Annotated in this window: 23 protein-coding genes and 2 pseudogenes; 17 read left to right on the top strand and 8 right to left on the bottom strand. The window is 48.5% G+C overall.

Going from position 1 to position 22,555, the window contains the following annotated elements:
• Positions 1–135 precede the first annotated feature (135 nt).
• The 3 genes from ACLTOH_RS09935 to ACLTOH_RS09945 all read right to left on the bottom strand — a co-directional run bounded on the left by ACLTOH_RS09935 (position 136) and on the right by ACLTOH_RS09945 (position 3,662).
• Entirely contained in the window at positions 136–2,184 is a 2,049-nt protein-coding gene (locus ACLTOH_RS09935; RefSeq protein ID WP_412201285.1) for a glycosyl hydrolase 53 family protein, read from the bottom strand.
• A gap of 412 nt (positions 2,185–2,596) precedes the next feature.
• Positions 2,597–2,896 (bottom strand): AzlD domain-containing protein, encoded by a 300-nt coding sequence (locus ACLTOH_RS09940; protein ID WP_022153690.1) that lies wholly within the window; start codon positions 2,894–2,896, stop codon positions 2,597–2,599.
• Positions 2,889–3,662: an AzlC family ABC transporter permease gene (locus tag ACLTOH_RS09945; protein ID WP_337545003.1), complete on the bottom strand. Its 774-nt coding sequence runs from the start codon at positions 3,660–3,662 to the stop codon at positions 2,889–2,891. Before ACLTOH_RS09945 ends, ACLTOH_RS09940 begins: the two co-directional genes overlap by 8 nt.
• 174 nt (positions 3,663–3,836) lie before the next feature.
• Here ACLTOH_RS09945 and ACLTOH_RS09950 point away from each other — a divergent pair, with 174 nt between their 5' ends.
• On the top strand, positions 3,837–4,262 hold the full coding sequence (locus tag ACLTOH_RS09950) for a protease complex subunit PrcB family protein (protein WP_118540018.1): 426 nt from the start codon (positions 3,837–3,839) through the stop codon (positions 4,260–4,262).
• A 151-nt stretch (positions 4,263–4,413) separates the two neighbouring features.
• Here ACLTOH_RS09950 and ACLTOH_RS09955 read toward each other — a convergent pair whose 3' ends face one another.
• Positions 4,414–5,355 (bottom strand): LysR family transcriptional regulator, encoded by a 942-nt coding sequence (locus tag ACLTOH_RS09955; protein ID WP_118540017.1) that lies wholly within the window; start codon positions 5,353–5,355, stop codon positions 4,414–4,416.
• A 101-nt stretch (positions 5,356–5,456) separates the two neighbouring features.
• Between ACLTOH_RS09955 and pyrB the strand changes: the two genes are divergently transcribed.
• Genes pyrB through ACLTOH_RS09970 form a run of 3 tightly spaced genes read left to right on the top strand, consistent with a single transcriptional unit; the run spans position 5,457 to position 7,668 of the window.
• On the top strand, positions 5,457–6,404 hold the full coding sequence (gene pyrB, locus ACLTOH_RS09960; protein ID WP_117466442.1) for an aspartate carbamoyltransferase: 948 nt from the start codon (positions 5,457–5,459) through the stop codon (positions 6,402–6,404).
• Positions 6,398–6,823, top strand: coding sequence for an aspartate carbamoyltransferase regulatory subunit (locus tag ACLTOH_RS09965; protein ID WP_022312708.1), 426 nt, complete (start codon positions 6,398–6,400; stop codon positions 6,821–6,823). The genes pyrB and ACLTOH_RS09965 overlap by 7 nt, the downstream gene beginning before the upstream one ends.
• Before the next feature lie 53 nt (positions 6,824–6,876).
• Entirely contained in the window at positions 6,877–7,668 is a 792-nt protein-coding gene (locus ACLTOH_RS09970) for a YoaK family protein (RefSeq protein ID WP_337545006.1), read from the top strand.
• Between the two features lie 287 nt (positions 7,669–7,955).
• On the opposite strand, the pseudogene ACLTOH_RS09975 reads toward ACLTOH_RS09970, so the two are convergent.
• Positions 7,956–8,177, bottom strand: a pseudogene (locus ACLTOH_RS09975) (MGMT family protein); the annotation flags it as partial.
• A gap of 8 nt (positions 8,178–8,185) precedes the next feature.
• Positions 8,186–8,734: pseudogene (locus tag ACLTOH_RS09980) on the bottom strand (methylated-DNA--[protein]-cysteine S-methyltransferase); the annotation flags it as partial.
• Between the two features lie 118 nt (positions 8,735–8,852).
• Between ACLTOH_RS09980 and ACLTOH_RS09985 the strand changes: the two are divergent.
• From ACLTOH_RS09985 to ACLTOH_RS10000, 4 genes are all read left to right on the top strand, one after another.
• On the top strand, positions 8,853–10,118 hold the full coding sequence (locus tag ACLTOH_RS09985; RefSeq protein ID WP_337631503.1) for a dihydroorotase: 1,266 nt from the start codon (positions 8,853–8,855) through the stop codon (positions 10,116–10,118).
• A 67-nt stretch (positions 10,119–10,185) separates the two neighbouring features.
• Positions 10,186–10,962: a dihydroorotate dehydrogenase electron transfer subunit gene (locus ACLTOH_RS09990; RefSeq protein ID WP_337631501.1), complete on the top strand. Its 777-nt coding sequence runs from the start codon at positions 10,186–10,188 to the stop codon at positions 10,960–10,962.
• The gene (locus tag ACLTOH_RS09995) at positions 10,962–11,867 is read left to right on the top strand and encodes a dihydroorotate dehydrogenase (protein WP_337631500.1); all 906 of its coding nucleotides are present in this window, start codon (positions 10,962–10,964) and stop codon (positions 11,865–11,867) included. Before ACLTOH_RS09990 ends, ACLTOH_RS09995 begins: the two co-directional genes overlap by 1 nt.
• Positions 11,868–11,949: 82 nt before the next feature.
• A complete protein-coding gene (locus tag ACLTOH_RS10000; protein WP_412224058.1) occupies positions 11,950–13,530 on the top strand; it encodes a DUF3794 and LysM peptidoglycan-binding domain-containing protein in 1,581 nt (526 codons plus the stop codon).
• Positions 13,531–13,628: 98 nt separating this feature from the next.
• On the opposite strand, the gene ACLTOH_RS10005 is transcribed toward ACLTOH_RS10000, so the two are convergent.
• Positions 13,629–14,246: a hypothetical protein gene (locus ACLTOH_RS10005; protein WP_337417149.1), complete on the bottom strand. Its 618-nt coding sequence runs from the start codon at positions 14,244–14,246 to the stop codon at positions 13,629–13,631.
• A gap of 281 nt (positions 14,247–14,527) precedes the next feature.
• Between ACLTOH_RS10005 and ispE the strand changes: the two genes are divergently transcribed.
• The 5 genes from ispE (at position 14,528) to ACLTOH_RS10030 (ending at position 17,797) form a co-directional block, all read left to right on the top strand.
• Positions 14,528–15,388, top strand: a complete 861-nt coding sequence (ispE, locus tag ACLTOH_RS10010; protein ID WP_117466438.1) for a 4-(cytidine 5'-diphospho)-2-C-methyl-D-erythritol kinase — start codon at positions 14,528–14,530, stop codon at positions 15,386–15,388.
• A gap of 15 nt (positions 15,389–15,403) precedes the next feature.
• On the top strand, positions 15,404–16,090 hold the full coding sequence (locus ACLTOH_RS10015; protein ID WP_022312700.1) for a GntR family transcriptional regulator: 687 nt from the start codon (positions 15,404–15,406) through the stop codon (positions 16,088–16,090).
• A gap of 81 nt (positions 16,091–16,171) precedes the next feature.
• On the top strand, positions 16,172–16,501 hold the full coding sequence (locus ACLTOH_RS10020) for a hypothetical protein (protein WP_022312699.1): 330 nt from the start codon (positions 16,172–16,174) through the stop codon (positions 16,499–16,501).
• 13 nt (positions 16,502–16,514) lie between these two features.
• Positions 16,515–17,357 carry a glutamate racemase gene (gene murI, locus ACLTOH_RS10025; RefSeq protein ID WP_022312698.1) on the top strand — a complete coding sequence of 281 codons (843 nt, stop codon included), beginning with the start codon at positions 16,515–16,517 and terminating at the stop codon, positions 17,355–17,357.
• A 14-nt stretch (positions 17,358–17,371) separates the two neighbouring features.
• Positions 17,372–17,797, top strand: a complete 426-nt coding sequence (locus tag ACLTOH_RS10030; protein WP_022312697.1) for a DUF1934 domain-containing protein — start codon at positions 17,372–17,374, stop codon at positions 17,795–17,797.
• Positions 17,798–17,908: 111 nt separating this feature from the next.
• Here the strand turns inward: ACLTOH_RS10030 and ACLTOH_RS10035 are convergent, their stop codons facing one another.
• Positions 17,909–18,385, bottom strand: a complete 477-nt coding sequence (locus tag ACLTOH_RS10035; protein ID WP_117466435.1) for a hypothetical protein — start codon at positions 18,383–18,385, stop codon at positions 17,909–17,911.
• A gap of 237 nt (positions 18,386–18,622) precedes the next feature.
• Between ACLTOH_RS10035 and ACLTOH_RS10040 the strand changes: the two genes are divergently transcribed.
• The 4 genes from ACLTOH_RS10040 (at position 18,623) to ACLTOH_RS10055 (ending at position 22,554) form a co-directional block, all read left to right on the top strand.
• Positions 18,623–19,372: a metallophosphoesterase family protein gene (locus tag ACLTOH_RS10040; RefSeq protein ID WP_022312695.1), complete on the top strand. Its 750-nt coding sequence runs from the start codon at positions 18,623–18,625 to the stop codon at positions 19,370–19,372.
• A 43-nt stretch (positions 19,373–19,415) separates the two neighbouring features.
• Positions 19,416–20,111, top strand: a complete 696-nt coding sequence (locus tag ACLTOH_RS10045; RefSeq protein WP_262593723.1) for a tyrosine-protein phosphatase — start codon at positions 19,416–19,418, stop codon at positions 20,109–20,111.
• A gap of 112 nt (positions 20,112–20,223) precedes the next feature.
• Entirely contained in the window at positions 20,224–21,582 is a 1,359-nt protein-coding gene (locus ACLTOH_RS10050) for an extracellular solute-binding protein (RefSeq protein WP_117466432.1), read from the top strand.
• Positions 21,583–21,651: 69 nt separating this feature from the next.
• Positions 21,652–22,554, top strand: a complete 903-nt coding sequence (locus tag ACLTOH_RS10055; protein ID WP_022312692.1) for a carbohydrate ABC transporter permease — start codon at positions 21,652–21,654, stop codon at positions 22,552–22,554.
• Position 22,555: the final 1 nt, after the last annotated feature.

Below are 22,555 nucleotides of genomic sequence, written 5' to 3' on the forward strand. Positions count from 1 at the left end.
GAACGCTGTCAATCTTATTTCATAGACGGCTGTCGCCGTATAAAAATAGAGTGAACCAGCCTCGCTTGTGCGCAAGCGCCCATCGAGGTGTTCCACTCTATTTTTGCATGGCTCGTAGCTATGCTAACTTTCTATTTAATTCCCGACCCGATGCAATGTCACATCATCCAGAGTTCCCCAGCTGTTCTTATTACATTGATATCTCACGCCAATGGTCAGGGTGCCGTCGGTGACTTTGATACCGGAGACGGTGGGATTCTGCCAGTCGGCATAGGTGGTGAGCATAAAAGGCACTGTCAGTTCCTTGCCGTCTACGACAGCATACAGCTCCATGGAAGCATCCGCTGCCAGGTCACCGCCCTGTGAGAAAGCGGACAATTCATAAGTACCGGGTTCCAGATCTGTGAAGCTCTGCTCAATGGAAAAGTCCATATCGGAGGTACCGGACCAGAAGTGGAAAGCTACCTCACCGCTGTGGGCATCGGCAGCTTTGACCTGATAGTCGGTGGGATTCGTTTCACCGGAATAGGTTACGGTCCACATGGAAGTATCGTCATCCTCGAAGCTGGGATTCTGTACATAATTGACCCGTTCTACCGTGACAATGGCAGTAACTTCCGTACCTTCATCCAGAGATCCGGCAACTGTGAACTCTCCGCCGTTTTCCGTGTCGATGGCGGCAATATCTTCAGCATCCCAGGTGACAGGAACCTGTTCTTCGGAACGATCGTTATAGATGATACTTACGGTATCCGGAAGCTTGACTTCCGCACCGATATTGCAGGACACCACTATTTCGGGGATGGTGTCTATCGCCAGAGGAGCAGTGGCTCCGTACTTCAGATATTTAAATATATTTAGGGAGGCCAGAGGATGTCCGGTGAAGTCGAACATGGCCTGATTGTCCCAGGAGCTTCCGCCGTAATACTGTCCGGCATCCTTTGGATCATAACCGCCTGCATAACTGCTGGCCCAACCGCTGCCGTATTTTTCCCAGATGGCAGAATTATCAGCATCGGCGGGACCGACCGGGATCCAGGTACCTTCCCAGTAGAAGATGCCTTCGGCACCGGCCTCGCTGGCAGCCGCACAGACATCCCGCACTTCGTTGGCCTGCCCCTGTACGCTGGCTGAATATCCTTCGGCCAGATCATCGGTTCCTTTAATGCTGTTGGCAGAGCCATCGCCGTCTTCCGAAGTATAACAGTAAGCGTTTTCCGCTACATATACCTTTTTGCCATAAGTATCACGGACATGGATAATGGCATTTTTAAGATCGTCCATCGTGCTGTGCCAGTAAGGATAGAAGGAAAGTCCCACAATATCATAGTCGATCTCCTTTACCTGTAGGCCGGTCAGTAGTGTGTCCAGTTTTTTCATATCATCGATGTTGGTGTAATGTACAGCCACCAGAATATCTTTTCCGGAAGCAGTGGCAGCATCCCTGACAGCCTTACTGCCGGAGGCCAACAGTTTTCGAACGTTTGATGCATCTGTCTCTCCACACATGCCGTTGTTGATCTCGTTGCCCACCTGTACCATACCGACGTCCACACCGGCATCCAGAATCTGCGTCAGGTTTTCCAGAGTGAAGTTATAGAGAGCGTCGGATTTTTCTTCGATATCCATACCTTCCCAGGCCTTTGGAACGAACTGCTTCTTGGGATCTGCCCAGAAATCGGAATAATGGAAATCAATGCAGACCTTCATGCCATACTGCGTGGCACGTTGTCCCAGAGTGATGGCAGTCGCCACGTCATTGTTGCCGCCACCGTAACCGTTGCCGTTCTCATCATAGGGATCGTTCCAGACCCGGAGACGGATATAGTTCACACCAGCCTGTGCCAGCGTCATGAACACATCCTGCTCTTCTCCGTCAAAGTTATAATATTTCACGCCACTGTTTTCCAGAGCCAATACTGCGGATACGTCCATACCACGGTAAAAATCATCGGAAATGCCGTCCACCGGCTCCACATAAATGGTAGACTCCTCCGGCCCCTCCGGCTGGGAAAAAGTGGTGACATCCGTGGCATCTGCAGTAGCGGTAACTGCGGATTCTGCCACTGTATCTGCGATTTCCAGATCCTGACTGCCGCATCCGGGCAGCCCGCCCATGACCAGTCCCGCACTGAGATACAGAGTCAACAGCCGTGTACGTAATTGCTTGCTAAAATGTTGCATAAGTAATCCTCCCACAAAACATAATTGCACAACCGCTTGTGCATATATATTATAGCATATTATCATCCATCAAAGATAAAATGTAACAAAAAGTGCGCAATAATTTCGAAGATTATTGCGCAAAACATTTGTTTTAAATACCAGAAGCAGGGAATCGTAGATGTATTATTGGAATTGAACAAAGCATTGACCGGGCAGCGGTGCAGAGCAGGAACGCGCCAGACTGTCCACCTTGATTGCCCGCATGGATGCTGCAGGGGAGGGAGATCAGGTCGCCCGTTTGCAGGATCCGGAATTCATACAGGAAATGTTAAAAAAATATGATTTGTAAAAGCTTCTGTGAAGAAGCCGGACCATAAAAATACGCCATGGGGAAGGAATCCTTCTCAATGGCGTGTTTTATTACAAGGCATTATACAAACAATTCGATCACAAACACCAGCACACAGCAGATCACGGATACCGGAAACAGTCCGGCACCGAGCCATGCGGCGATGATACCGGCAATGAGTGCCACCAGTCCGGAAATGGGGGTCTGGGTAGCATGGATGATGGCCGGGAAGGTCATGACGGCCAGCGTCACGTAAGGTACATAGTACAAAAAGGACTGAATAAACTGATTCTTGATGGGTTTACGGATCAGTGTCAGGGGTAAGACACGGATCGTATAGGAGACAGCCGCCATAACAGCAATATAAATATAATTATTCATTTACGTGGTCTCCTTTCTGTACAGATTCTCCGTTTTCCGCAGGAACGGCTTCCTTTGCATCCTGCTTCACCGGGAACAGGATTGCTGCAGCACCGGAGATGATCACGGTCAACAGGATGGTTCTCGTACCTTCTGACAGGGAAGAAATCCCGGGCAGATAGTTGCAGGCAAAGCTCAGTGCGAAGCTGATTGCTACCAGAGCAGCCACGATCTTACTTTTTCTGGCAGGCGGAATGATAATGGCCAGAAACATTCCGTATAACGCAACACTCAGGGCGCTGACAGCACGAAGAGGCAGCGCATTTCCGGCGATGATACCGCAGGCGGTTCCTCCGGCCCAGGCGGGCGCTGCCAACAGGATCGCACCGTAGGTATAGTACGGATTCAGGATACCCGGCCGGGCAATGGTAATGCCGAACAACTCATCGGTGACATCGTAAGCAATGATCAGACGGTGGAAAAAGGGCGTGCTGGGAGAAAATTTCTGGGCCAGCGCACAACTCATGAGTAGATATCTGGCATTGGCAATCAGCGTGATGATCGCCACTTCCAGATATGTGGCCTGTGCCGCAATCAGGGTAAAGGCTGCATATTCTCCGGCGGAAGCGTTATTTAACAGGCTTGCCAGAAAACCCTGCATGGGGGTAAAGCCTGCATGTCTTGCGGCAATTCCCAAAGAAAATGATACTGCGAAATATCCCAGAGCAATGGGAAAGCCGTCGCGGATACCGTCGCAGAAGACTTTCCTGCTGAATTTATCATTCATAATTATGATTCCCTCATCTTTCTGTAAGGCGTCTTTTGACGCACTTCACCTATTATAACGCACATCTTCAAAGGAGAAAAGGATGAAAATTAATGAGATAGGTACAGAACAGGAGTATATTTCTGCTTTTTTCACATAAATATGCAATAAGGAAGTTTTAACGGTGGATGACGGATGAAAATCAAATGGAGACAGTGGAAAATCATAATGACCGCAGTACTGGGGGCATTGCTGCTCACAGGCTGCGGTCTGCTTTCGAAAGAGAATGTGAAACTCAGAGATCTGGATTTTACGGTACTCAGTGAAGAAAAAATTCCCGAGGAATTAAAGACTGTAATCGCTGAAAAAGGAACGGAGCCATTTCAGCTGACCTACAGTGATAATCAGAACCTCTATATCAGTATTGGTTACGGTGAGCAGAAGACCGGAGGGTACAGCATTGCTGTGGATGCCCTGTATCTGACGGACGATGCCATTCATGTCAGCACCAGCCTCTTAGGCCCGGATATCACCGGACAAAAGGAAGGCGCAGGGAAACCCTCCACGCCTTACATTGTGTTAAAAACAGAACTTCTGGATAAAACCGTGCTTTATGATTAAACGAATGGTTCTTACAGATCCATCAAAATCTCCCGGCGCCGCCAGCTGATAAAACCATACATATCATTGGTGGCAAAGATCAGGGAAGTGACGCACACCAGCGCAGCCAGCAAAGTTAACGGGTCAAAATTTTTTCCTCCTGAAATATGATTTAGTTGCCAGCAACAGACTCATTTTCAGGATCCAGGATTGGCAGATTACGCTGACAGCGTTCCCGCAGATAACTGCAGAAAGTAGCGGTAGCCCGGCTCTGACTGCGGCTTTTGTCCCACAGCATTTTTACTTCGCGGGACGGTAGAGGCACATTTAAGGTCAGCGGAACGAGACTGTCGTTTTCAAAAAAGGGAGCTGCCAGAGGCTCCGGCACGAAGCCCACTCCCAGATTGTTCTGGAGCAGAGGGATGACCAGATCGGCGGTAGCTACTTCCATGGCGGGTTCGTAGTCCAGATGCTGTTCAATAAATACCTTCCGGTAATATTCATAGCTGGCGGTGCCGTATCCCAGACCAATGATGGAATGGAGCCGGAATTCTTTCAGCGTCATGGGACGATCAGACAAGGCGGCATAGTCGGGGCCGCCGGCGGGAACCTCCCGGAAAGTCAGCAGATCTTCGCAGGCCAGAGCATCATGAAGTTCAAAAGGGGTTGTCACAACAGCCAGATCCAGCCGGCCGTTCTGCAGAGATTTCAGAATCTCCGGAGTGGTATTGTTCTGGATACGTATTTTGATCTCCGGATAGCCAGTCTGGAAATCATGGAGATTCTGTAACAGAAATAAATGCAGGGCGGTCTCGGTGACACCCAGTTCAATGGTGCCGCTGCACACGTTTTTGTCCCGGCACAGTTCGGCTTCCGCATCCAACAGATGTTGACAGGCGATGGCAACATGGGCATAGAGCCGTTTTCCCTCTTCGGTCAGCTTCAGTCCCCGGGGTTCCCGGAGAAATAAACGGCAGTCCAGCTGATCCTCCAGAATATGAATAATCCGGGTCACATTAGGCTGGCTGCTTTTTAAGACCATGGCAGCCTTGGTGATATTTTCGTATTTTGCGACATAATAGAAAATCTTGTAATATTCAAAACTAATATCCATATAAAAATGATATACCTCGCATATAAACTATATATTTTTAGTATCCGTGTGGATATAGTATAATACGCGGTTGAAAAAAAGTAAACAGAGGAGAAAAGGATATGCGACATTTGATTGATTCACTGGACCTGTCGGTAGCGGAGACGCAGGAAATCTTAGACCTGGCAGACCGGATTGCTGCCGATTCCGCTGCATATGCTCATTGTGCAGATGGAAAAATACTGGCAACCTTATTTTACGAGCCCAGCACACGTACCAGATTATCTTTTGAGACGGCTATGCTGAACCTTGGCGGCAGAACATTGGGATTTGCCGGTGCGGAACAGTGCAGTGCCACGAAAGGTGAGACGGTGGCAGATACCGCACGGGTGGTCAGCTGCTATGCAGATATCATTGCCATGCGGCATCCGAAAGAGGGAGCACCGCTCCGAGCTTCCATGTATTCCCGGATTCCGGTGATCAATGCCGGGGACGGAGGACATAACCACCCGACCCAGACCATGATCGATCTGCTGACCATAAGACAGCGCAAAGGACACTTGGATCATCTGAAGATTGGCTTTTGCGGTGACTTGAAATTCGGCAGAACCGTACACTCTCTGGTGAACAGTCTGGTGCGCTATCCGGGCAATGAATTTTATTTCATTTCTCCGGAGGAACTGAAGGTTCCGGAATATCTGATCGAGGATACTCTGAAACCGGCCAAAGCCCCCTACCATGAGGTATCCAGCCTGGAGGAGACACTGCCAGAGCTGGATGTGCTTTACATGACCAGAGTTCAGAAGGAACGTTTTTTCAATGAGGAAGATTATATCCGGTTAAAAGATATCTACATTTTGGATCAGGAGAAACTGAATCTGGCGAAAGCGGACATGCCGGTTCTTCATCCGCTCCCAAGAGTGGACGAGATCGCACCGGAAGTGGATGCAGATCCGAGAGCAGCGTATTTTCAGCAGGTATTGAATGGTAAATTTATCCGTATGGCATTGATCTTAAGTCTGTTAGACCTTACGGATCCTGTGACGGGAAAGAAGGTGTTTTTATGTTAAACGTAGAATCCATTCAGAATGGTGTTGTGATCGATCATATTCCCGCGGGAAAGGGAATGGACATCTACAGATTGCTGGAATTGGAATCCAAGACGCAGTCTGTAGCATTGCTGCAATCGGTGAAAAGCCAGAAATACGGCTGCAAGGATCTGATCAAGATTGAGGGCGAGACGTTGCCGGAGCGGTTGGATATTCTGGGATATCTGGACAGTCAGATCACACTGATCGTGATCCGGGACGGAAAAGTTGCAAAAAAGTATCATCCGGTTCCTCCACAAAGACTGGTTAATGTGATAAAATGTAAAAATCCCCGTTGTATTACCAGTATAGAGACGAATTGTGACCACATATTTGAACTGTCGCCTTCCGGAAGATATCGTTGCCTGTACTGTAATCAGGAGATGCCTGTAGGAAGGTAATTGTATGTATCGGAGACAGAATCTGCAGGTTACTGAAAGGAATGAGAATTACTATGCAACGTAAATTACACGGACAAATGTCAGAGTCGTTTCTGATTGCTGGAATTTTGTCAATTTCCGGCGGATTACAGGATGCTTATACTTATATGTACCGTGGCAAGGTATTCGCCAATGCCCAGACCGGTAATATCGTGTTGCTGGCCCAGAATCTGATAGACCGGAACTGGTCCGTGGCGCTTCGGTATTTTTCCCCGCTTTTGTTCTTCGCGTTGGGAGTAGCGGCAGCGGAGTGCATCCATATGCGATATCAGAAGGCTCAGAGGATCCACTGGCGGCAGCTGGTGCTTGCTATAGAGATTCTGTTGCTGTTTGCCGTGGGATTTTTCCCGAATGAGATGGATCTGCTGGCCAATGCCATGGTATCTTTCGCCTGCGCCATGCAGGTACAGGCTTTCCGCAAGGTGAACGGTTATGCTTTTGCCAGTACCATGTGTATCGGTAATCTGCGCAGCGGCATGGAATCCCTGTGTGCCTATGGGAAGACGAAGGACAAAAAAATCTTACGGAAATCCGGCAATTATTTTGGAATCATTTTCCTGTTTGCCGTTGGTGCGGCGCTGGGCGGACATATGATCGGCTACATAGGGGCGAGGACCATCTGGATCTCCTGCATCATATTACTGATCAGCTTCCTGTGTATGTTCATTAAAGAAGAAAAGAAGGAACATCCCGAGATCGTACAGGAGGAACGGGAGATTCGTGAAAATCTGCAAAACATCCGCAAAGAAGCAAAAGATGTGGAACATATTCTGGAGGATGATATCCGTTCCCAGATTGAGAAGTAAAAGTAAAAAAAACTGCAACGAAAAATATTACAGTGCTTTTACATCGTCCCGTAAAGCACCGGTCATCTCCTGGACAAAAGTAGTCTGGGAGGAGATCTCTTCCGCTACGACGGCGAATCCGCGGCTATGTTCTCAGGCACGGGTCGTCTCGATGGAAGCATTCAGGGACAGAAGATTGGTTTTTCACACCGCAGTATGGCCTTGCTGACATGGTAAAAAATCGGCCAGAACCGATGAAATTTGCCGGCTTCCGGTATCATGGACGAAAGGCTGCGATGAAAAAAGTTTCACAGCGATATACCGAATTTCTGCAGGTCTACTTTATTGCCGGTGACCTCGATGCCGTCGGCCCGGAGGCGGTTGGCCTGTTCGTTGGAACCGCCGAAGGCAAAGGCACCGGAGAGTTCCCCTTTGGAATTGACCACGCGGTAGCAGGGGATATGGTCGGGATCCGGGTTCTTGTGCAGGGCATTGCCCACGGCCCGGGCCATCTTCGGTTCTCCGGCCATGGCGGCAACTGTTCGTTGGAACCGCCGAAGGCAAAGGCACCGGAGAGTTCCCCTTTGGAATTGACCACGCGGTAGCAGGGGATATGGTCGGGATCCGGGTTCTTGTGCAGGGCATTGCCCACGGCCCGGGCCATCTTCGGTTCTCCGGCCATGGCGGCAACCTGACCGTAGGTGGCGACGCAGCCTTTCGGAATCTTTTTGACGGCTTCATAGATCCGCTTCGTAGGACTGTCGGTGACGAGATCATAGCTTTCTGCGATCATGCGCCGGATGTCCTCATCGGGGATCGAACCATCTAAAATAATGGTGTTCCAGTGATCTTTATTCTGATGATATGCGGGAATGACGGAAGAAAAGGTACTGCGCCAGAAGTCCCGCCAGGCAGGATCGGTCTTCACATTCAGATGCAGACAGCCATCCTTTTCATAAGTCCATAGAAAAGCTTTTTTACTGCCCTTCACACGTACCAGCTGCCAGTTGGGATCGTGGAAGGGCATTTCCATATAAGTATTTGGAAAAGACAATCCGTAGTTCAGCGCTTCCTCTCTTGTTTTCATGTCGTCAGACCTCCTTTTTTCTATTATAACACTCTTTTCTTTTCTATGAAAACATGATAAACTTTTCCGAGAAACAGGTCACGAAGGCGGGTGGTAAAAGCCCGGGAATGGAGACAATATGATACTGATACATGATGGCTACATGATCGATCCCAAGTCGGGCAGAGAGGGCAATTATGATATCCTGATCGACGGTGACAAGATTGTAAAGATTGCGGAAAAGATAGAACCGAGGGGCAAAGTGACCCGGATCAATGCGGAAGGTTTATTGGTGGCTCCCGGGCTGGTGGATGTGCATGTGCATTTCCGGGATCCCGGCTTTACGGCAAAGGAAGATATCAACACCGGTGCTGCGGCAGCAGCAAAAGGCGGCGTGACCACAGTGGTACTGATGGCGAACACGAAGCCTGCGGTGGACAGTGAGGAGACGCTGCATTATATCCTGGATAAGGGAGCGAAGACAGGCATTCATGTGACCACCTGCGCCAATGTGACCATGGGGATGCAGGGAAAACAGCTGACGGATATGAAGAAGCTGGCAGTGGCAGGTGCCGTAGGATTCACGGATGACGGAGTGCCCCTGCTGGATGCGGAACTGGTGCGCCGTGCCATGGAGATCTCCGCAGAGCTGGACATGCCCATCAGCTTCCATGAAGAAGATCCGAAATATATCGAGAACAACGGTGTGAACCGGGGAAAGGCCAGCGAGTATTACGGTATCGGCGGTTCTTCCAGAGAGGCGGAGATCGCGCTGGTGGAGCGGGACCTGAAGCTGGCAGAAGAGACCGGAGCCTGCATCGACATTCAGCATATCAGCAGCAAGGAAGCGGTGGAGCTGGTGCGTCAGGCCAAAAAGCGCTGCTCCAATATCCACGCGGAAGCCACTCCTCATCATTTTACCCTGACTGAGGATGCCGTGATCAAGTACGGTACACTGGCGAAGATGAATCCGCCCCTGCGGGAGGAAGCGGACCGTCAGGCGGTGATCCGGGGACTGGTGGACGGCACCATCGATATGATCGCTACGGATCATGCCCCCCATACTGCGGAGGAAAAAGCAAAGCCGATCACAGAGGCACCCAGCGGCATTACCGGGTTGGAGACGTCTCTGGCGCTGGGCATTACGGAACTGGTGGACAGAGGATATCTGACCATGAAGCAGCTGTTGCGTCTGATGAGTACCAATCCGGCGGCTATGTACCATCTGGATGCCGGATATCTGGCCGAGGACGGCCCGGCGGATGTGATTCTGATCGATACCGCAGCGGAGTTCACTCCGGAGAAATATGCGTCCAAGGCCACGAATACACCGTTTACCGGATGGAATCTGAAGGGTGAAGTGAGGAAGACCATCTGCGGAGGCAGAATCGTATACGAAGCGTAGAGCCCATGGTAGAGAGCACTTATAAGAGCGCTATAGCGTTATAAATAGAAGAGAAAAGGACAATAACATGAAAAAGAAAATCACAGCAACTGTGCTTTCCCAGAAGGAGATCGCACCCAGAATTTTTGACATGTGGATCGCTACAGATCTGGCTGAACAGGCAAAAGCCGGTCAGTTCATCGGCGTATACCCCAAGGACCGGAGCACCTTGCTGCCCCGTCCTATCAGCATCTGTCAGGTAAGCGACAAAAAGGATGCCCTGCGCATTGTGTACCGGATTGCCGGACAGGGCACCGCGGAATTTTCTTCTTATACAGAAGGAGACAGTGTGGAGATTCTGGGAACTTTAGGCAACGGCTTCCCCACAGAGGCAGCGGAAGGTAAAAAAGTATTCCTTATGGGCGGAGGTATCGGTATCCCTCCCATGCTGGAGCTGGCAAGAGAGCTTCCGGCTTCCGCAGAAAAGCAGATCATCGTGGGCTACCGTGATAACGAGCTGTTCTTAAAAGAGGATCTGGAAGAGAACGGAACCGTATATATTGCCACCGAGGATGGCAGTGTTGGCACGAAGGGCAATGTCATGAATGCCATCGAAGAAAATGCATTGCAGGCAGATGTGATCTTCGCGTGCGGACCGATGCCCATGCTCCGTGCGATCAAAAAATATGCGGAAGAAAACGAAATCAAGGCCTATATCTCTCTGGAAGAGCATATGGCCTGTGGCGTGGGTGCCTGCCTGGGCTGCGTGGTAAAGACCAAAGAAGTGGATCATCATTCTCATGTGCATAATGCGAGAATCTGCACCGATGGCCCCGTATTTGATGCTGAGGAGGTAGAGATCTGATGAATACACAGACAACGATTGCAGGAGTAACTTTCAAAAACCCCGTAATGACAGCATCCGGAACCTTTGGCTCCGGCATGGAATATGAAGAATTCGTAGATCTGAACCGCCTGGGTGCGGTGGTGACCAAGGGTGTAGCCAATGTGCCCTGGCCCGGCAACCCGACCCCTCGTGTGGCAGAAGTATATGGCGGTATGCTCAATGCCATCGGTTTGCAGAACCCCGGCATTGACGTATTCATGGAGAGAGATATTCCTTTCCTGAAAAAATATGATACGAAGATCATTGTGAACGTCTGCGGTAAGACCGTAGAGGATTACGTGGATGTGGTAGAGCGACTGGGAGACGAACCGGCAGTCAGCATGCTGGAGATCAATATATCCTGTCCCAATGTCAAGGAAGGAGCCATTGCGTTCGGACAGAAAGCAGATGCTCTGTACAATATTACTTCCGAACTGAAAAATCATGCAAAACAGCCCATTATCATGAAGCTGAGCCCTAACGTAACGGATATTACGGAGATGGCAAAGGCAGCGGAGGCAGCAGGCGCAGATGCCCTGTCCCTGATCAATACCATCACCGGTATGAAGATCGACATTCACCGCAGAAAATTCGCCATTGCCAACAAGACCGGCGGCATGAGCGGCCCTGCCATCAAACCCATCGCTGTCCGTATGGTCTATCAGGTGGCACAGGCGGTACAGATCCCCATTATCGGTATGGGAGGTATTGCCACGGCGGAGGATGCCATCGAATTTATCCTGGCAGGTGCCAGCGCTGTCAGCGTCGGAGCCATGAATTTTGTGGATCCCTATACTACCGTGAAAGTAGTGGAGGGCATCGAGGATTACATGCGTACCTACCATGTGGAGAATCTGACCGATCTGATCGGTGCAGTGCAGTAAGATACAGAGAACAGAATACGGTATAAGTACACAGAGACCTTCATATATATAGATATATCTGTATATATGGAGGTCTTTTATTGTGGAGCTGATCAAGAGAAATATACATATGGACCGGGTAAAACGATCCACTGTCATACAGTTTACCATGGAGGAGGATCTGAATCTTCCAGAGGATAAACCGGACATCAGTACCCTGAACCTGGAAAAGGGAGAAGTTGTCATCGAGGAGATCCGGCCCGGTACGGATGAGGTGACGGTACGGGGAAAACTGGGTTATGCCATTCTGTATCATACGCAGGAGACAGGGAGCAATCTGGTGCTTTTAAGCGGTGCACTGCCCTTTGAAGAAAAAATTCATATGGAGGGAACGTTGCCGTCAGATACTGTAGCGGTGAATGGAACCGTAGAAGATTTCACGGTAAATATGATCAATTCCCGGAAGCTGAATCTGCAGGCATTGCTGCTTCTCACGGCCCGGATCGAAGAGATTTACGATGAAGAACTGCCCGTGGGAATCCAGGGAGGCAGCGCCGGAGAAGGTGTGGAATACCGGATCTCGCCCATGGAGGTGACGGAGCTTTCCATCTGCAAGAACGATATTTTTCGCAAAAAAGAGGAGATTCCGCTGCCCTCCAGCTATCCGAATATTTACCAGATCCTCTGGAGTAATGTGTCACTGCGGGATGTGGAATTCAAGCCACAGGAAGAGAAACTGGCAGTGCAGGGAGATATTCAGGTCTTCGTTCTCTATGAGGCAGAGGGGGAGGAGCGGTCTATTCGTTCCTATGAGACGACAATTCCGCTGAATGGCACTCTGGAATGTCAGGGATGTCGGGAGGAACTGCTGCCGGATATCCGGTATTCACTGGTAAGACAGGAACACGGACAGCCAGAGCTGACGATCCAGCCGGATCTGGACGGGGAAGAGAGAATCCTTGGGCTGGAATGTGCTCTGGAACTGAATATCCGTCTCTATGAGGAAGAGCAGATCGATATTTTAAGAGATATTTACGGCGTGACAAAAGAAGTGATCCCGGACACCAGAGATGCCAGCCTGCGTCAGTTGCTGGCCAGAATCACAGGCAAGACAAAAGTGACGGATCACAGAAAGACCGATATCGGCTCACCGGTACTGCAGGTGTTGCACAGTGAGGGAATCGTGACGATCGATCATCAGGAGACCACAGAGGAAGGAATCCGCCTGCAGGGCAGCATTGATCTTACAGTGTTGTGCATTACGGAAAATGATGAGACTCCTTATGTGAGTACCAGAGAGCAGATTCCGTATGAATATACCCTGAATGTGCAGGGAGTGAAGGGAACGGATCAGGCAGAGGTACACAGTGAACTGGAGCAGCTGCAGGTGAATCTGCTGGAGGGAGAGGAACTGGATGTAAAGGCTGTTCTTTCCTTTTCCACGACCGTGATGAAGAATATTCCGCTGGAAGCCATCGAAGGGGTGGAAGAGCAGGAAATCGACAGTAATGTGCTGGCCGGACTGCCCAGTGCGGTGATCTATATTGCGGCACCGGGGGATGACCTGTGGAGCATCGGCAGGAAATATCATATGCCGGTGAAGACTGTAAGAGAATTAAACGCGCTGGAAAGTGATGAATTACGCCCGGGGCAGAAGGTGCTGCTGGTAAAAGGTCTGGCCTGATACAGTTCGGAAAAGAAAAACCATGTTGTACATGGATGCGTTCTGTGGCATCGGTACAACATGGTTTTTCTATAGGAAAGTCTGTCGAGAATACGACATTATTCTTCTGTGGTCAGTCCGGCATCTGCTGCCAGCTTGTCGAATTTCTCCATAACAGCATCATAAGTCTTCTGGGAGATCTCGGGAAGAGAACCGCCCCAGGTCTTCTCAGCCTGTGCGTAGCCCTTCTTGAATGCCTCGCGCATGGACTCGATCTTGTCCGGGTCACCGCCGGTCAGAGCATTGGCAAACTGAATGATACGGTCGGAAGTCTGGTTCACACCCCAGTAACCGTCCTCGGCGATATCTGCCTGCGCCTGTGCCTTGGTAGCAGGATCTACGGTGAAATTACCGGAACGTAAAAAGGACCAGATGTCATTGGCATTGCCGTAGGTGTTAGCCTGCTTGCCCATCATCTGTTCTACCAGAGAACGAAGCTGACTGGCACGGTTTTCCGCATCTGCCTTTAATTTATTGACCAGATTGGTATCCGGTGTATAGGTTTTCTTCGTGGAAGAAGTCTTGGCAGCGGTGCTGTGCTCATAGATGACACCGGTATCTTCCGCGGTAGTTGTAGTTTTTGCTTCCTCTGCGGAAGTTTTCTCTTTTGCTGCACTTGTGCTGTGATAGCTGTAGGCTGCAGCGGCCTGGGTTGATGTAACTCCGTTTACGCTCATAGTTTCCTCTTTTCCGGTACGGTTCTGCTGTCCGTACCTGTTGTCATCCTTGACTATACATGTTTTAACCTTCTGAGGGTTTTTGGTTTCACCTGTTATATCGTCCCCGGACAGTGGATACTTTAGAGGATTTAGAGAAAAACAGTGGAAAAATCTATGGAAAGAACCGCACTCCATTGACAAAATACGCAGGATTGTATAAAATTAAGTACAATTATTGTATACACGCTATTCAGAGGCATGTAGTTTTGGAATAGCGCCCTAACGTATTGGAGACAAAAATGAACGAATATCGGATAAAAGCGTATGCCAAGATCAATCTGGGGCTGGATGTGGTCAGAAGACTGGAGAATGGTTACCATGAAGTGAAGATGGTCATGCAGACTGTAGGAATCTATGATGTGCTGGACTTTGAGAGAACAGACGGTGGGATCGTGATAACCACAGATTCCGGTGAACTGCCTACGGATGAGAATAATCTGATCTACAAAGCGGCAAAACTGATGATGGAGACTTATCCTATCAGTGGAGGCGTGAAGATCCATCTGGAGAAGCATATTCCCATAGCAGCGGGCATGGCCGGCGGCAGTACGGATGCAGCAGCTACCTTAAAAGGAATGAACCGTCTGTTTGATCTTGGGTGCACACTGAAGGACCTGATGGAACTGGGGGTGAAGATCGGTGCGGATGTTCCCTATTGCGTCATGGGCGGAACGGCGCTGGCTGAGGGAATCGGCGAGAAACTGACACCGCTTGCTCCGGCACCGGACTGCTATGTACTGGTGGCAAAGCCCGATATCAATGTTTCCACCAAATACGTGTATGAACATCTGGATGCTCAGGAGATCGTGAAACATCCTGATATTGACGGTATGGTGGAAGCCATCGCTGAGGAAAGCTTACAGGGAATCCTGGACCGGATGGAAAATGTGCTGGAGACGGTAACCGTCAGTGCATATCCTATAATCCAGACGATCAAGGACCGTATGAAGGAACTGGGAGCCATCAACAGTCTGATGAGCGGAAGCGGTCCCACGGTATTCGGTATTTTTGTAGAGAAGGACATGGCCCGCAGGGCATATGATAAATTAGAGGAGGAACAGCTGGCAAAGCAGATTTTCCTGACGGAATTTTGTGAGTAATGCCAGAGTAGAGGTATGCAGGATAATTTACAGGTGACAATGGATGAATTTCTGCCACTCAGAGATGTGGTGTTCAATACTTTGCGTCAGGCCATTCTGACGGGGGAACTGAAGCCGGGAGAACGACTGATGGAAATCCATCTTGCCAACAAGCTGGGAGTCAGTCGTACGCCGATCCGGGAAGCCATCCGTAAGCTGGAACTGGAGGGACTGGTGACCATGATCCCCAGAAGAGGAGCAGAAGTGGCTCAGATCACGGAGAAGAGCATGAACGATGTCCTGGAGGTCCGCAGGGCCATGGATGCGCTCTGCGTGGAGCTGGCGTGTGACCGGATCACTCCGGAGGAATTACAGGATCTGAAAAAGGCCTGCGATACCTTTGAAGCGGCGGTGAAGACCGATGACATTAAACAGATCGCACAGGCGGATGTGGCATTGCATGACATCATTGTACAGGCCACGGGGAACCAGCGCCTGATCCAGCTGGTCAACAACCTGTCCGAGCAGATGTACCGTTATCGTTTTGAGTATATCAAGGATTTCAGCCAGCATGAGCGCCTGGTGGAGGAACACAAGGTCATCTATGAGAGCATCGTGAAAAAGGATAAGGAAACGGCATCCAATATGGCCAAGGTGCATATAGATAATCAGAAAAAGGCGATCATCCGCCAGATCCGTCTGGAACGGGAGAAAAATAAATAGATTTCAAAAGTATAATCTGTCCGGAAAGCGGTAATGATTTCCATAGAACCGAAACGGTAATTTATGGAAAGAGGAATGCTGATGGATAGATTATATGTTTCTTATGAAAAATATCGCAGGATGATTGCAGAAAAGAAAATATTACACCGGCTGGTGCAGGGAGTCCGGATACTGACTGTGGCACTGGCCTGTTACGGCTGGTGGGGCGTGATCTACCCGGAGCTTACGATGCTGCCGTCCACCTATGAGATCGTATACGAGGAGACGGAAGCCACGGAGGCAGAGACTGTACAGACCGGTCCGGAAGTGGTAGAATGGAATTCCGACAGCCAGATCTATTGGAAGATTCTGGAGGCGGATCCGGAGCAGATCCGGTTCAAGAGCAGACTGCTTACGATGTTAAAAAAATAAAAGGAGAAATCCCATGTATCAGGAGAATGTTACTGCGCTGAAAAAGGATGCCCCCATCGGGGTATTCGATTCCGGTATCGGCGGACTGACCGTTGCCCGGGAGATCATGCGGCAGATTCCCAATGAGAAGATCATATATTTCGGAGATACGGCAAGAATGCCCTACGGCAGTAAGTCCAAGGAGACGGTGACCCGCTTTTCAAAGCAGATCGTGCGGTTTCTGGAGACTTTTCAGGTGAAGACTATTGTGGTGGCCTGTAATACGGCGAGTGCCTATGCACTGGATGAACTGGAAAAAGAGATCGATGTTCCGATCATCGGTGTAATCAAGCCGGGAGCCAGAACCGCGGCGGAGGTGACACGCAACGGCCGCATCGGCGTGATTGCCACCGAAGCTACCATTGGCAGCCAGATGTACAACAAATACATACAGGAACTGAATAAAGATGTTACGATCTACGGCAAGGCCTGCCCGCTGTTCGTACCTTTAGTGGAAGAAGGCCTGTGGGAAGATCCCGTGACTGATGAGATCGCAAAGCGTTATCTGTCAGAGTTGATTGATATTGACATCGATACCCTGATTCTGGGGTGTACCCATTATCCGCTGATCCGTTCCACGGTGGGACGTGTCATGGGAGATCAGGTGACGCTGGTGAATCCGGCATACGAGACAGCCAGAGAACTGAAGGGACTGTTACAGCATTATCATATTCTCAATGATGAGGAGCCGCATCTGGGAGAGAACAAGTACCAGTTCTATGTCAGCGATGGGGCGGAGAAGTTCAAGCACTTTGCCAATTCCATTATTAAATACGGAATCCTGTCGGCCAAGACCATTAAGATCGATGAGTATTAGAGGATGAAGAGAAAATGAATCGAGAGGTAGAACTTGTACTGTCCGGTCTGCATGCTTCCGGACAGGAGCAGGAAAGCGAAGCGGTGGAGACCGTGCAGCCGGCACAATATTTTAAGAGAAACGACAGTCATTATCTGCTCTATGAGGAGAAAATGGATGAAGACCAAGCTCCCTGCAGGAGCCGGATCAAATTCCGGGATCATCTGTTGGAACTGACCAGACAGGGGACGGCTGAGATGCATATGATCTTCGAGGAAAATAAGAGACATATGATCCCCTACAACACACCCTACGGGCAACTGATGCTGGGGATCGAAACCGGCAGGGTACTGGTAGAGGAACAGGAGGATCAGATTCACGTGACGGTGGAATACACGCTGGATCATGAGGGAGAACCCCTGAGCGAAAGCTGCCTGAAGATCCATATTCGGGAAAAATAGAAGAAAGATAAACATAAAAAATAGCAGATGCTCTTATGAATGCAAGCATTCAACGAACATCTGCTATTTTTATGTGCGTCAGACGACACACAATGGGGTCTGAATCGTTATTTACTTTACAGGCTTTGCTCCGGCCTTTTCCTGTGCCGTAGCTACAAGACGCTTGAAGAAGCCTTTTTTCTTCTCGGGAGCAGCTTCGGTCTTGCCGTGCAGTCCCTTGACATCCAGTACATAGATACCGCTGACAACGGCTTTTACTTCCTTTTTCACAGGAACGCTGTCGAAGATCTTCTCGTCACAGATCAGGGATACGATCTGAGGACCAACCTTTGCCTTGATGATGGGGAGTTTGGAACCGCGCATCATCTTCGGGGTCTGGTCAATGACCATCTGTGGAAGACCGGCATCTTTTAGCTTCATGCGTTTCTTATCGATGATCAGCATGGATACGGTCTGTTTGTTGGCATCCAGCAGTTCCTGCTGTTCTGCCTGTTTCTTCTGTGCTTTCTTACCTAAGAAATATAATACTGCAATGATAATCGCAAGTACTATTACAATAACTAATAATGTGATTGCCACCGGACTCATTTTACAGTCCCTCCTTCAGTTAATCGGAACAAATTCCTAAAAAACATTGTAACATAGATGTGATGAAATACGCAACCATACATTTATGATTTCTATCTTGTTTCCGGTTCTTGTAAGGAAGACTGTCACCATGTGGCAGTCTTTTTGTATTATAAAAAATTATGAAACACGTATGTCAACCGGTTGACATACGAGCGGTAAAATTATATAATGTGAAAAAAGAAGGAGGTGCGGAAAATGAAAGTACTGGTAGTATCAGATGTACATGCGAACATAGCCGCATTGAACACCATTTTGGAAAAAGAGGCTGATTACGATATTCTGTGCTGTGCCGGGGATTATACAGACTATGGAATCTATCCGGCGGAAGTGATAGAACGGTTCCGCAATCTGAAAAACACGCATCTTGTGTATGGCAACCATGATCTTCACGTTATAAATACTTATGAAAGTAAGGAATGGAAAAATGTAGAAGATGGAAAATACAAGTGGGTTCACTATAATTGTGAACAACTAAACGACCAGGGTATTAGGTGGCTGAAGCAGTTACCGGAAACTGCGTATTTTGAGGCAGACGGATGGAAATACGGAATTGCCCATCAGTATGATAGTGGCTATGGGACGATAGAAAGCAGGTACGCGTTTGATAAATATTGGGCGGAGCATTACGGAACAGATAATACAGGGAACAGAAGACTGATTTTCGGGCATACACACAGACAATGTATTCATATTCTGGGTGATGGAATGGAATGGCTGAACCCGGGAAGTGCCTCGTATCGAAGACCCGATGACCCGGATAAGACGGCACATTATGCGACGATTACAGACGGCGAGATCCGATTGAAACAAATTCCCTACGACAGGAAACCACAGTTTGAAAAGGCAAAGGAATTTATAAGTACTGATAAAATGATGAGAACAGAAATTCAGGATTTTATGTTCTTTTTCGGGGATGCAAAGACCTCAAGAGAACCGTTGGAATAAGGAATAAAATAACAATAACAGAGATAAAAAGGGATGGAAAGAGATGAATTGTAGGAGATATCGTCTGGATCAGGTGGCAAATTTCAGAGATCTGGGAGGCTATGCGTGTGACGGTGGTGTAACCAGATATGGTGTGATTTTCCGGAGTACAGCCTTAAATAAGGCGACGGAAGAAGATATTGCGAAGATTGAGCATCTTGGCGTCAGGACGGTCATTGACTTAAGATTTCCCAGTGAAACAAAAGAACTGCCGGACAGACTGGGACAGGATATGGACTATATCAACTGTTCGCTTATGGGTACCACAAAGCTGGAACAACTGGATATTGTAAACAGTAGTGTGGTGGAGACCAAAACGCTGCATCGCATGTATCGCCTGATGCTCCGCAACGGAGGAAAAGAGATCAAGAAAGCTCTAGAGGTAGTCGCTGATTCCGAGGGAGCGGTATTGTTCCATTGCGCAGCCGGCAAAGACCGCACCGGCATTCTGGCAATGCTGATCTTATCATCCGTGGGAGTGGAGAGGGAAGATATTCTGGTGGATTACCAATGCAGCAGTACCTATATTACAAAATTTACGACCGATATTTCCGGTTCCAATATCTACAACATGAAATGGATTCTGAACTGGATTGACCAGGAATGGGGTGGAGTTCCAGAATATCTGCGTCAAATTGGAGTACAAAGTGAAACTATACAAAAAATCAAATCCAAGTTTGTTGAAAATTTATATATGTAACCGGTTGACACACGATAAAAATTAGTATATATTCTTAATTACAAAATATGTAACCGGTTGACATACAATTACATATCTACAAAATGTATAGATTCAGAGAGGAGAACAATACATGAAAAAGAAAATTTTAGCAGGATTGTTGAGTGCAATGATGGTCGTATCATTAGCAGCTTGTGGAAGCTCAGAGACAGGTGCCACAACTACAGACTCCAAGAATGAAACAACGGCAAATACTGCGGATGGAACAGCAGCCGCTGCAACAGATGCACAGGGCGGTTATGAAGGGAAAGAAGTGAAAGTCTGGATCAGCTCCGGCGCAGAAGATGATATATACCGTGAAATGTTTGACAAGATCGAAGGAGATCTGAATATTACCATTACAGATGAGTATTATTCCAAGGACGAGCTGGATAACAAGATGCAGACATCTTCTATCGCCGGAGATATGCCGGATGCCGTAGTTGCCGACTATCTGCTGATCCCCAAATATTATGAAGCGGGTTTGGTAGCAAATCTGGACGATTATGTAACCGATGAACTGATGGATGATTATCTTCCCAGCGTAGTATCTGAGTGCACTTATAATGATCACATCATTTCCGTTGCACAGTTCGATAGTGGCCTGGCTTTCTGGGCTAACAAATCCATGCTGGAGAATGCCGGTGTCAGAATTCCTGCCGATTACAAGGATGCATGGGATAAAGCAGAGTTTGAAGATGCGCTGAAGAAATTAAAAGACAGCGGTGTAGAATGGCCCATCTATGTAAGACAGAACAAACCTTCCACCGAGTATTACACCTGGATGCCGTTTGTAGCAAGCTTTGGCGGAGACTACATGAATCGTGAGACCGGACTTTGCACAGGAACTCTGGACGGCGATAATACAATTGCTTCTTTCGATTTCCTGGCAAAGCTGTTCACAGATGGATATGCAGATGCAACCTGTGATTATGAAGATTCTTTCCAGAAGGGTGAGAATGCCCTGGCTCTGTATGGACATTCCAAGTATCAGGATTATAAGGCTGCACTTGGCGATGATCTGATCCTGGTTCCCCTGCCTGATATGGGACACGGGGTTTACACCTGCTCCGGTTCTACTGTTATGATCATGACCACAGGAGCACAGGAATCCGGAAATGATGATGCTGTATGGGCAATGCTGCAGGAAGCAACCAACCCCGATTACATCAAGATGGTAGTAGATGTCAACGGTGCGGTTCCCGCAAGATCCAGTGTTATGGATGCAATCCCCGACTATTGTGAGGGAGGTACCCTGTATCTGTACAGACAGCAGCTGGAGAGCGGTATTTCCTTCCTGCGTCCGTACACTCCTGCACATATGACCATTTATGATGCAATGGCCAGCGTTATCGGTAATATCTATGCCGGCGCAGATCCTGCAACAGAGTTGCACGATGCCGCTGCAAATATCGATGAAATTATTACAGAGAACGGATGGAACTTTCAATAATCTGAAATAAGAAGGATCGGATAAGGCTGTCTGTGAGGGCAGCCTTATTCATAAGAAAAAGGAGTACCTATGGCAAACAGTTCTAAGAAAAAAAGCGGATTGCAACGTGGCGAGTCAAAAGCCGCATTCCTGTTCTGCACACCGGCAGTGGTGCTGGCACTGGTATTTATCATTTTACCGTTTGCAATGTCTGTTGTGTATTCATTTACCAATAAACAACTGATTCCCAAAGTGGGAATGGAAACAGCCTTTGTAGGGTTGAAGAATTATATTGAGATTTTCACAAGCAAAGTGACAGTACTTTCTTTTAAAAATACATTTTTGTATGCACTGATCGTAGTGCCTTCGGTATTGGTGATCGGAACCGTGCTTGCGGTTTTTGTAAACCAGAAGATCAAAGGCGTACAGGTGTTCCGACTGATCTATTTCAGTCCGCAGGTTGTAACGATGACTGTAGTGGCAGTTATCTGGGCATTCATTTTTTCCTCCAAATCCAGCGGATTATTAAATTCGTTTCTGGGTCTGCTGCACATTGCACCTCAGAAATGGCTTCAGGATCAGCATCTGGCACTTCCGTGTCTGGCAATTATGTATATCTGGCAGAATCTTGGTATGCAGATGTTGATCATTTTAAGTGGTCTGCAGTACATTTCCGAAGAACTATATGAGGCTGCCGAAATTGATGGATGTACCACCTTTGAGAAATTTATTTATATTACGGTACCCGGATTGAAGAATACACTGGTATACGTTTTGGTATCTGTGATTATCAATTCCCTGAAAGTATTCACCCAGGTGTATGTACTGACAAACGGCGGACCGTCCAATGCAACGACGACCGTAGTATTCCAGTTGTACAAAGCCGGATTCGTAAATGGACAGGTAGGATACTCTTCCGCAATCGCAGTTACATTCTTTATGCTGGTAATGGTTATTTCAATTCTGCAGAATAAGTTTGCAAAGGAGGACTAGG

Origin of the sequence: Waltera sp. (assembly GCF_046969025.1) — a bacterium.
Taxonomy (GTDB): Bacteria; Bacillota; Clostridia; order Lachnospirales; family Lachnospiraceae; genus Acetatifactor; species Acetatifactor acetigignens.

Excerpts from the sequence above, each read along its gene's own strand:
- ACLTOH_RS09935 (WP_412201285.1), bottom strand. The coding sequence starts at position 2,184 with ATGCAACATTTTAGCAAGCAATTACGTACACGGCTGTTGACTCTGTAT.
- ACLTOH_RS09940 (WP_022153690.1), bottom strand. The coding sequence starts at position 2,896 with ATGAATAATTATATTTATATTGCTGTTATGGCGGCTGTCTCCTATACG.
- ACLTOH_RS09945 (WP_337545003.1), bottom strand. The coding sequence starts at position 3,662 with ATGAATGATAAATTCAGCAGGAAAGTCTTCTGCGACGGTATCCGCGAC.
- ACLTOH_RS09950 (WP_118540018.1), top strand. The coding sequence starts at position 3,837 with ATGAAAATCAAATGGAGACAGTGGAAAATCATAATGACCGCAGTACTG.
- ACLTOH_RS09955 (WP_118540017.1), bottom strand. The coding sequence starts at position 5,355 with ATGGATATTAGTTTTGAATATTACAAGATTTTCTATTATGTCGCAAAA.
- pyrB (WP_117466442.1), top strand. The coding sequence starts at position 5,457 with ATGCGACATTTGATTGATTCACTGGACCTGTCGGTAGCGGAGACGCAG.
- ACLTOH_RS09965 (WP_022312708.1), top strand. The coding sequence starts at position 6,398 with ATGTTAAACGTAGAATCCATTCAGAATGGTGTTGTGATCGATCATATT.
- ACLTOH_RS09970 (WP_337545006.1), top strand. The coding sequence starts at position 6,877 with ATGCAACGTAAATTACACGGACAAATGTCAGAGTCGTTTCTGATTGCT.
- ACLTOH_RS09985 (WP_337631503.1), top strand. The coding sequence starts at position 8,853 with ATGATACTGATACATGATGGCTACATGATCGATCCCAAGTCGGGCAGA.
- ACLTOH_RS09990 (WP_337631501.1), top strand. The coding sequence starts at position 10,186 with ATGAAAAAGAAAATCACAGCAACTGTGCTTTCCCAGAAGGAGATCGCA.
- ACLTOH_RS09995 (WP_337631500.1), top strand. The coding sequence starts at position 10,962 with ATGAATACACAGACAACGATTGCAGGAGTAACTTTCAAAAACCCCGTA.
- ACLTOH_RS10005 (WP_337417149.1), bottom strand. The coding sequence starts at position 14,246 with ATGAGCGTAAACGGAGTTACATCAACCCAGGCCGCTGCAGCCTACAGC.
- ispE (WP_117466438.1), top strand. The coding sequence starts at position 14,528 with ATGAACGAATATCGGATAAAAGCGTATGCCAAGATCAATCTGGGGCTG.
- ACLTOH_RS10015 (WP_022312700.1), top strand. The coding sequence starts at position 15,404 with ATGCAGGATAATTTACAGGTGACAATGGATGAATTTCTGCCACTCAGA.
- ACLTOH_RS10020 (WP_022312699.1), top strand. The coding sequence starts at position 16,172 with ATGGATAGATTATATGTTTCTTATGAAAAATATCGCAGGATGATTGCA.
- murI (WP_022312698.1), top strand. The coding sequence starts at position 16,515 with ATGTATCAGGAGAATGTTACTGCGCTGAAAAAGGATGCCCCCATCGGG.
- ACLTOH_RS10030 (WP_022312697.1), top strand. The coding sequence starts at position 17,372 with ATGAATCGAGAGGTAGAACTTGTACTGTCCGGTCTGCATGCTTCCGGA.
- ACLTOH_RS10035 (WP_117466435.1), bottom strand. The coding sequence starts at position 18,385 with ATGAGTCCGGTGGCAATCACATTATTAGTTATTGTAATAGTACTTGCG.
- ACLTOH_RS10040 (WP_022312695.1), top strand. The coding sequence starts at position 18,623 with ATGAAAGTACTGGTAGTATCAGATGTACATGCGAACATAGCCGCATTG.
- ACLTOH_RS10045 (WP_262593723.1), top strand. The coding sequence starts at position 19,416 with ATGAATTGTAGGAGATATCGTCTGGATCAGGTGGCAAATTTCAGAGAT.
- ACLTOH_RS10050 (WP_117466432.1), top strand. The coding sequence starts at position 20,224 with ATGAAAAAGAAAATTTTAGCAGGATTGTTGAGTGCAATGATGGTCGTA.
- ACLTOH_RS10055 (WP_022312692.1), top strand. The coding sequence starts at position 21,652 with ATGGCAAACAGTTCTAAGAAAAAAAGCGGATTGCAACGTGGCGAGTCA.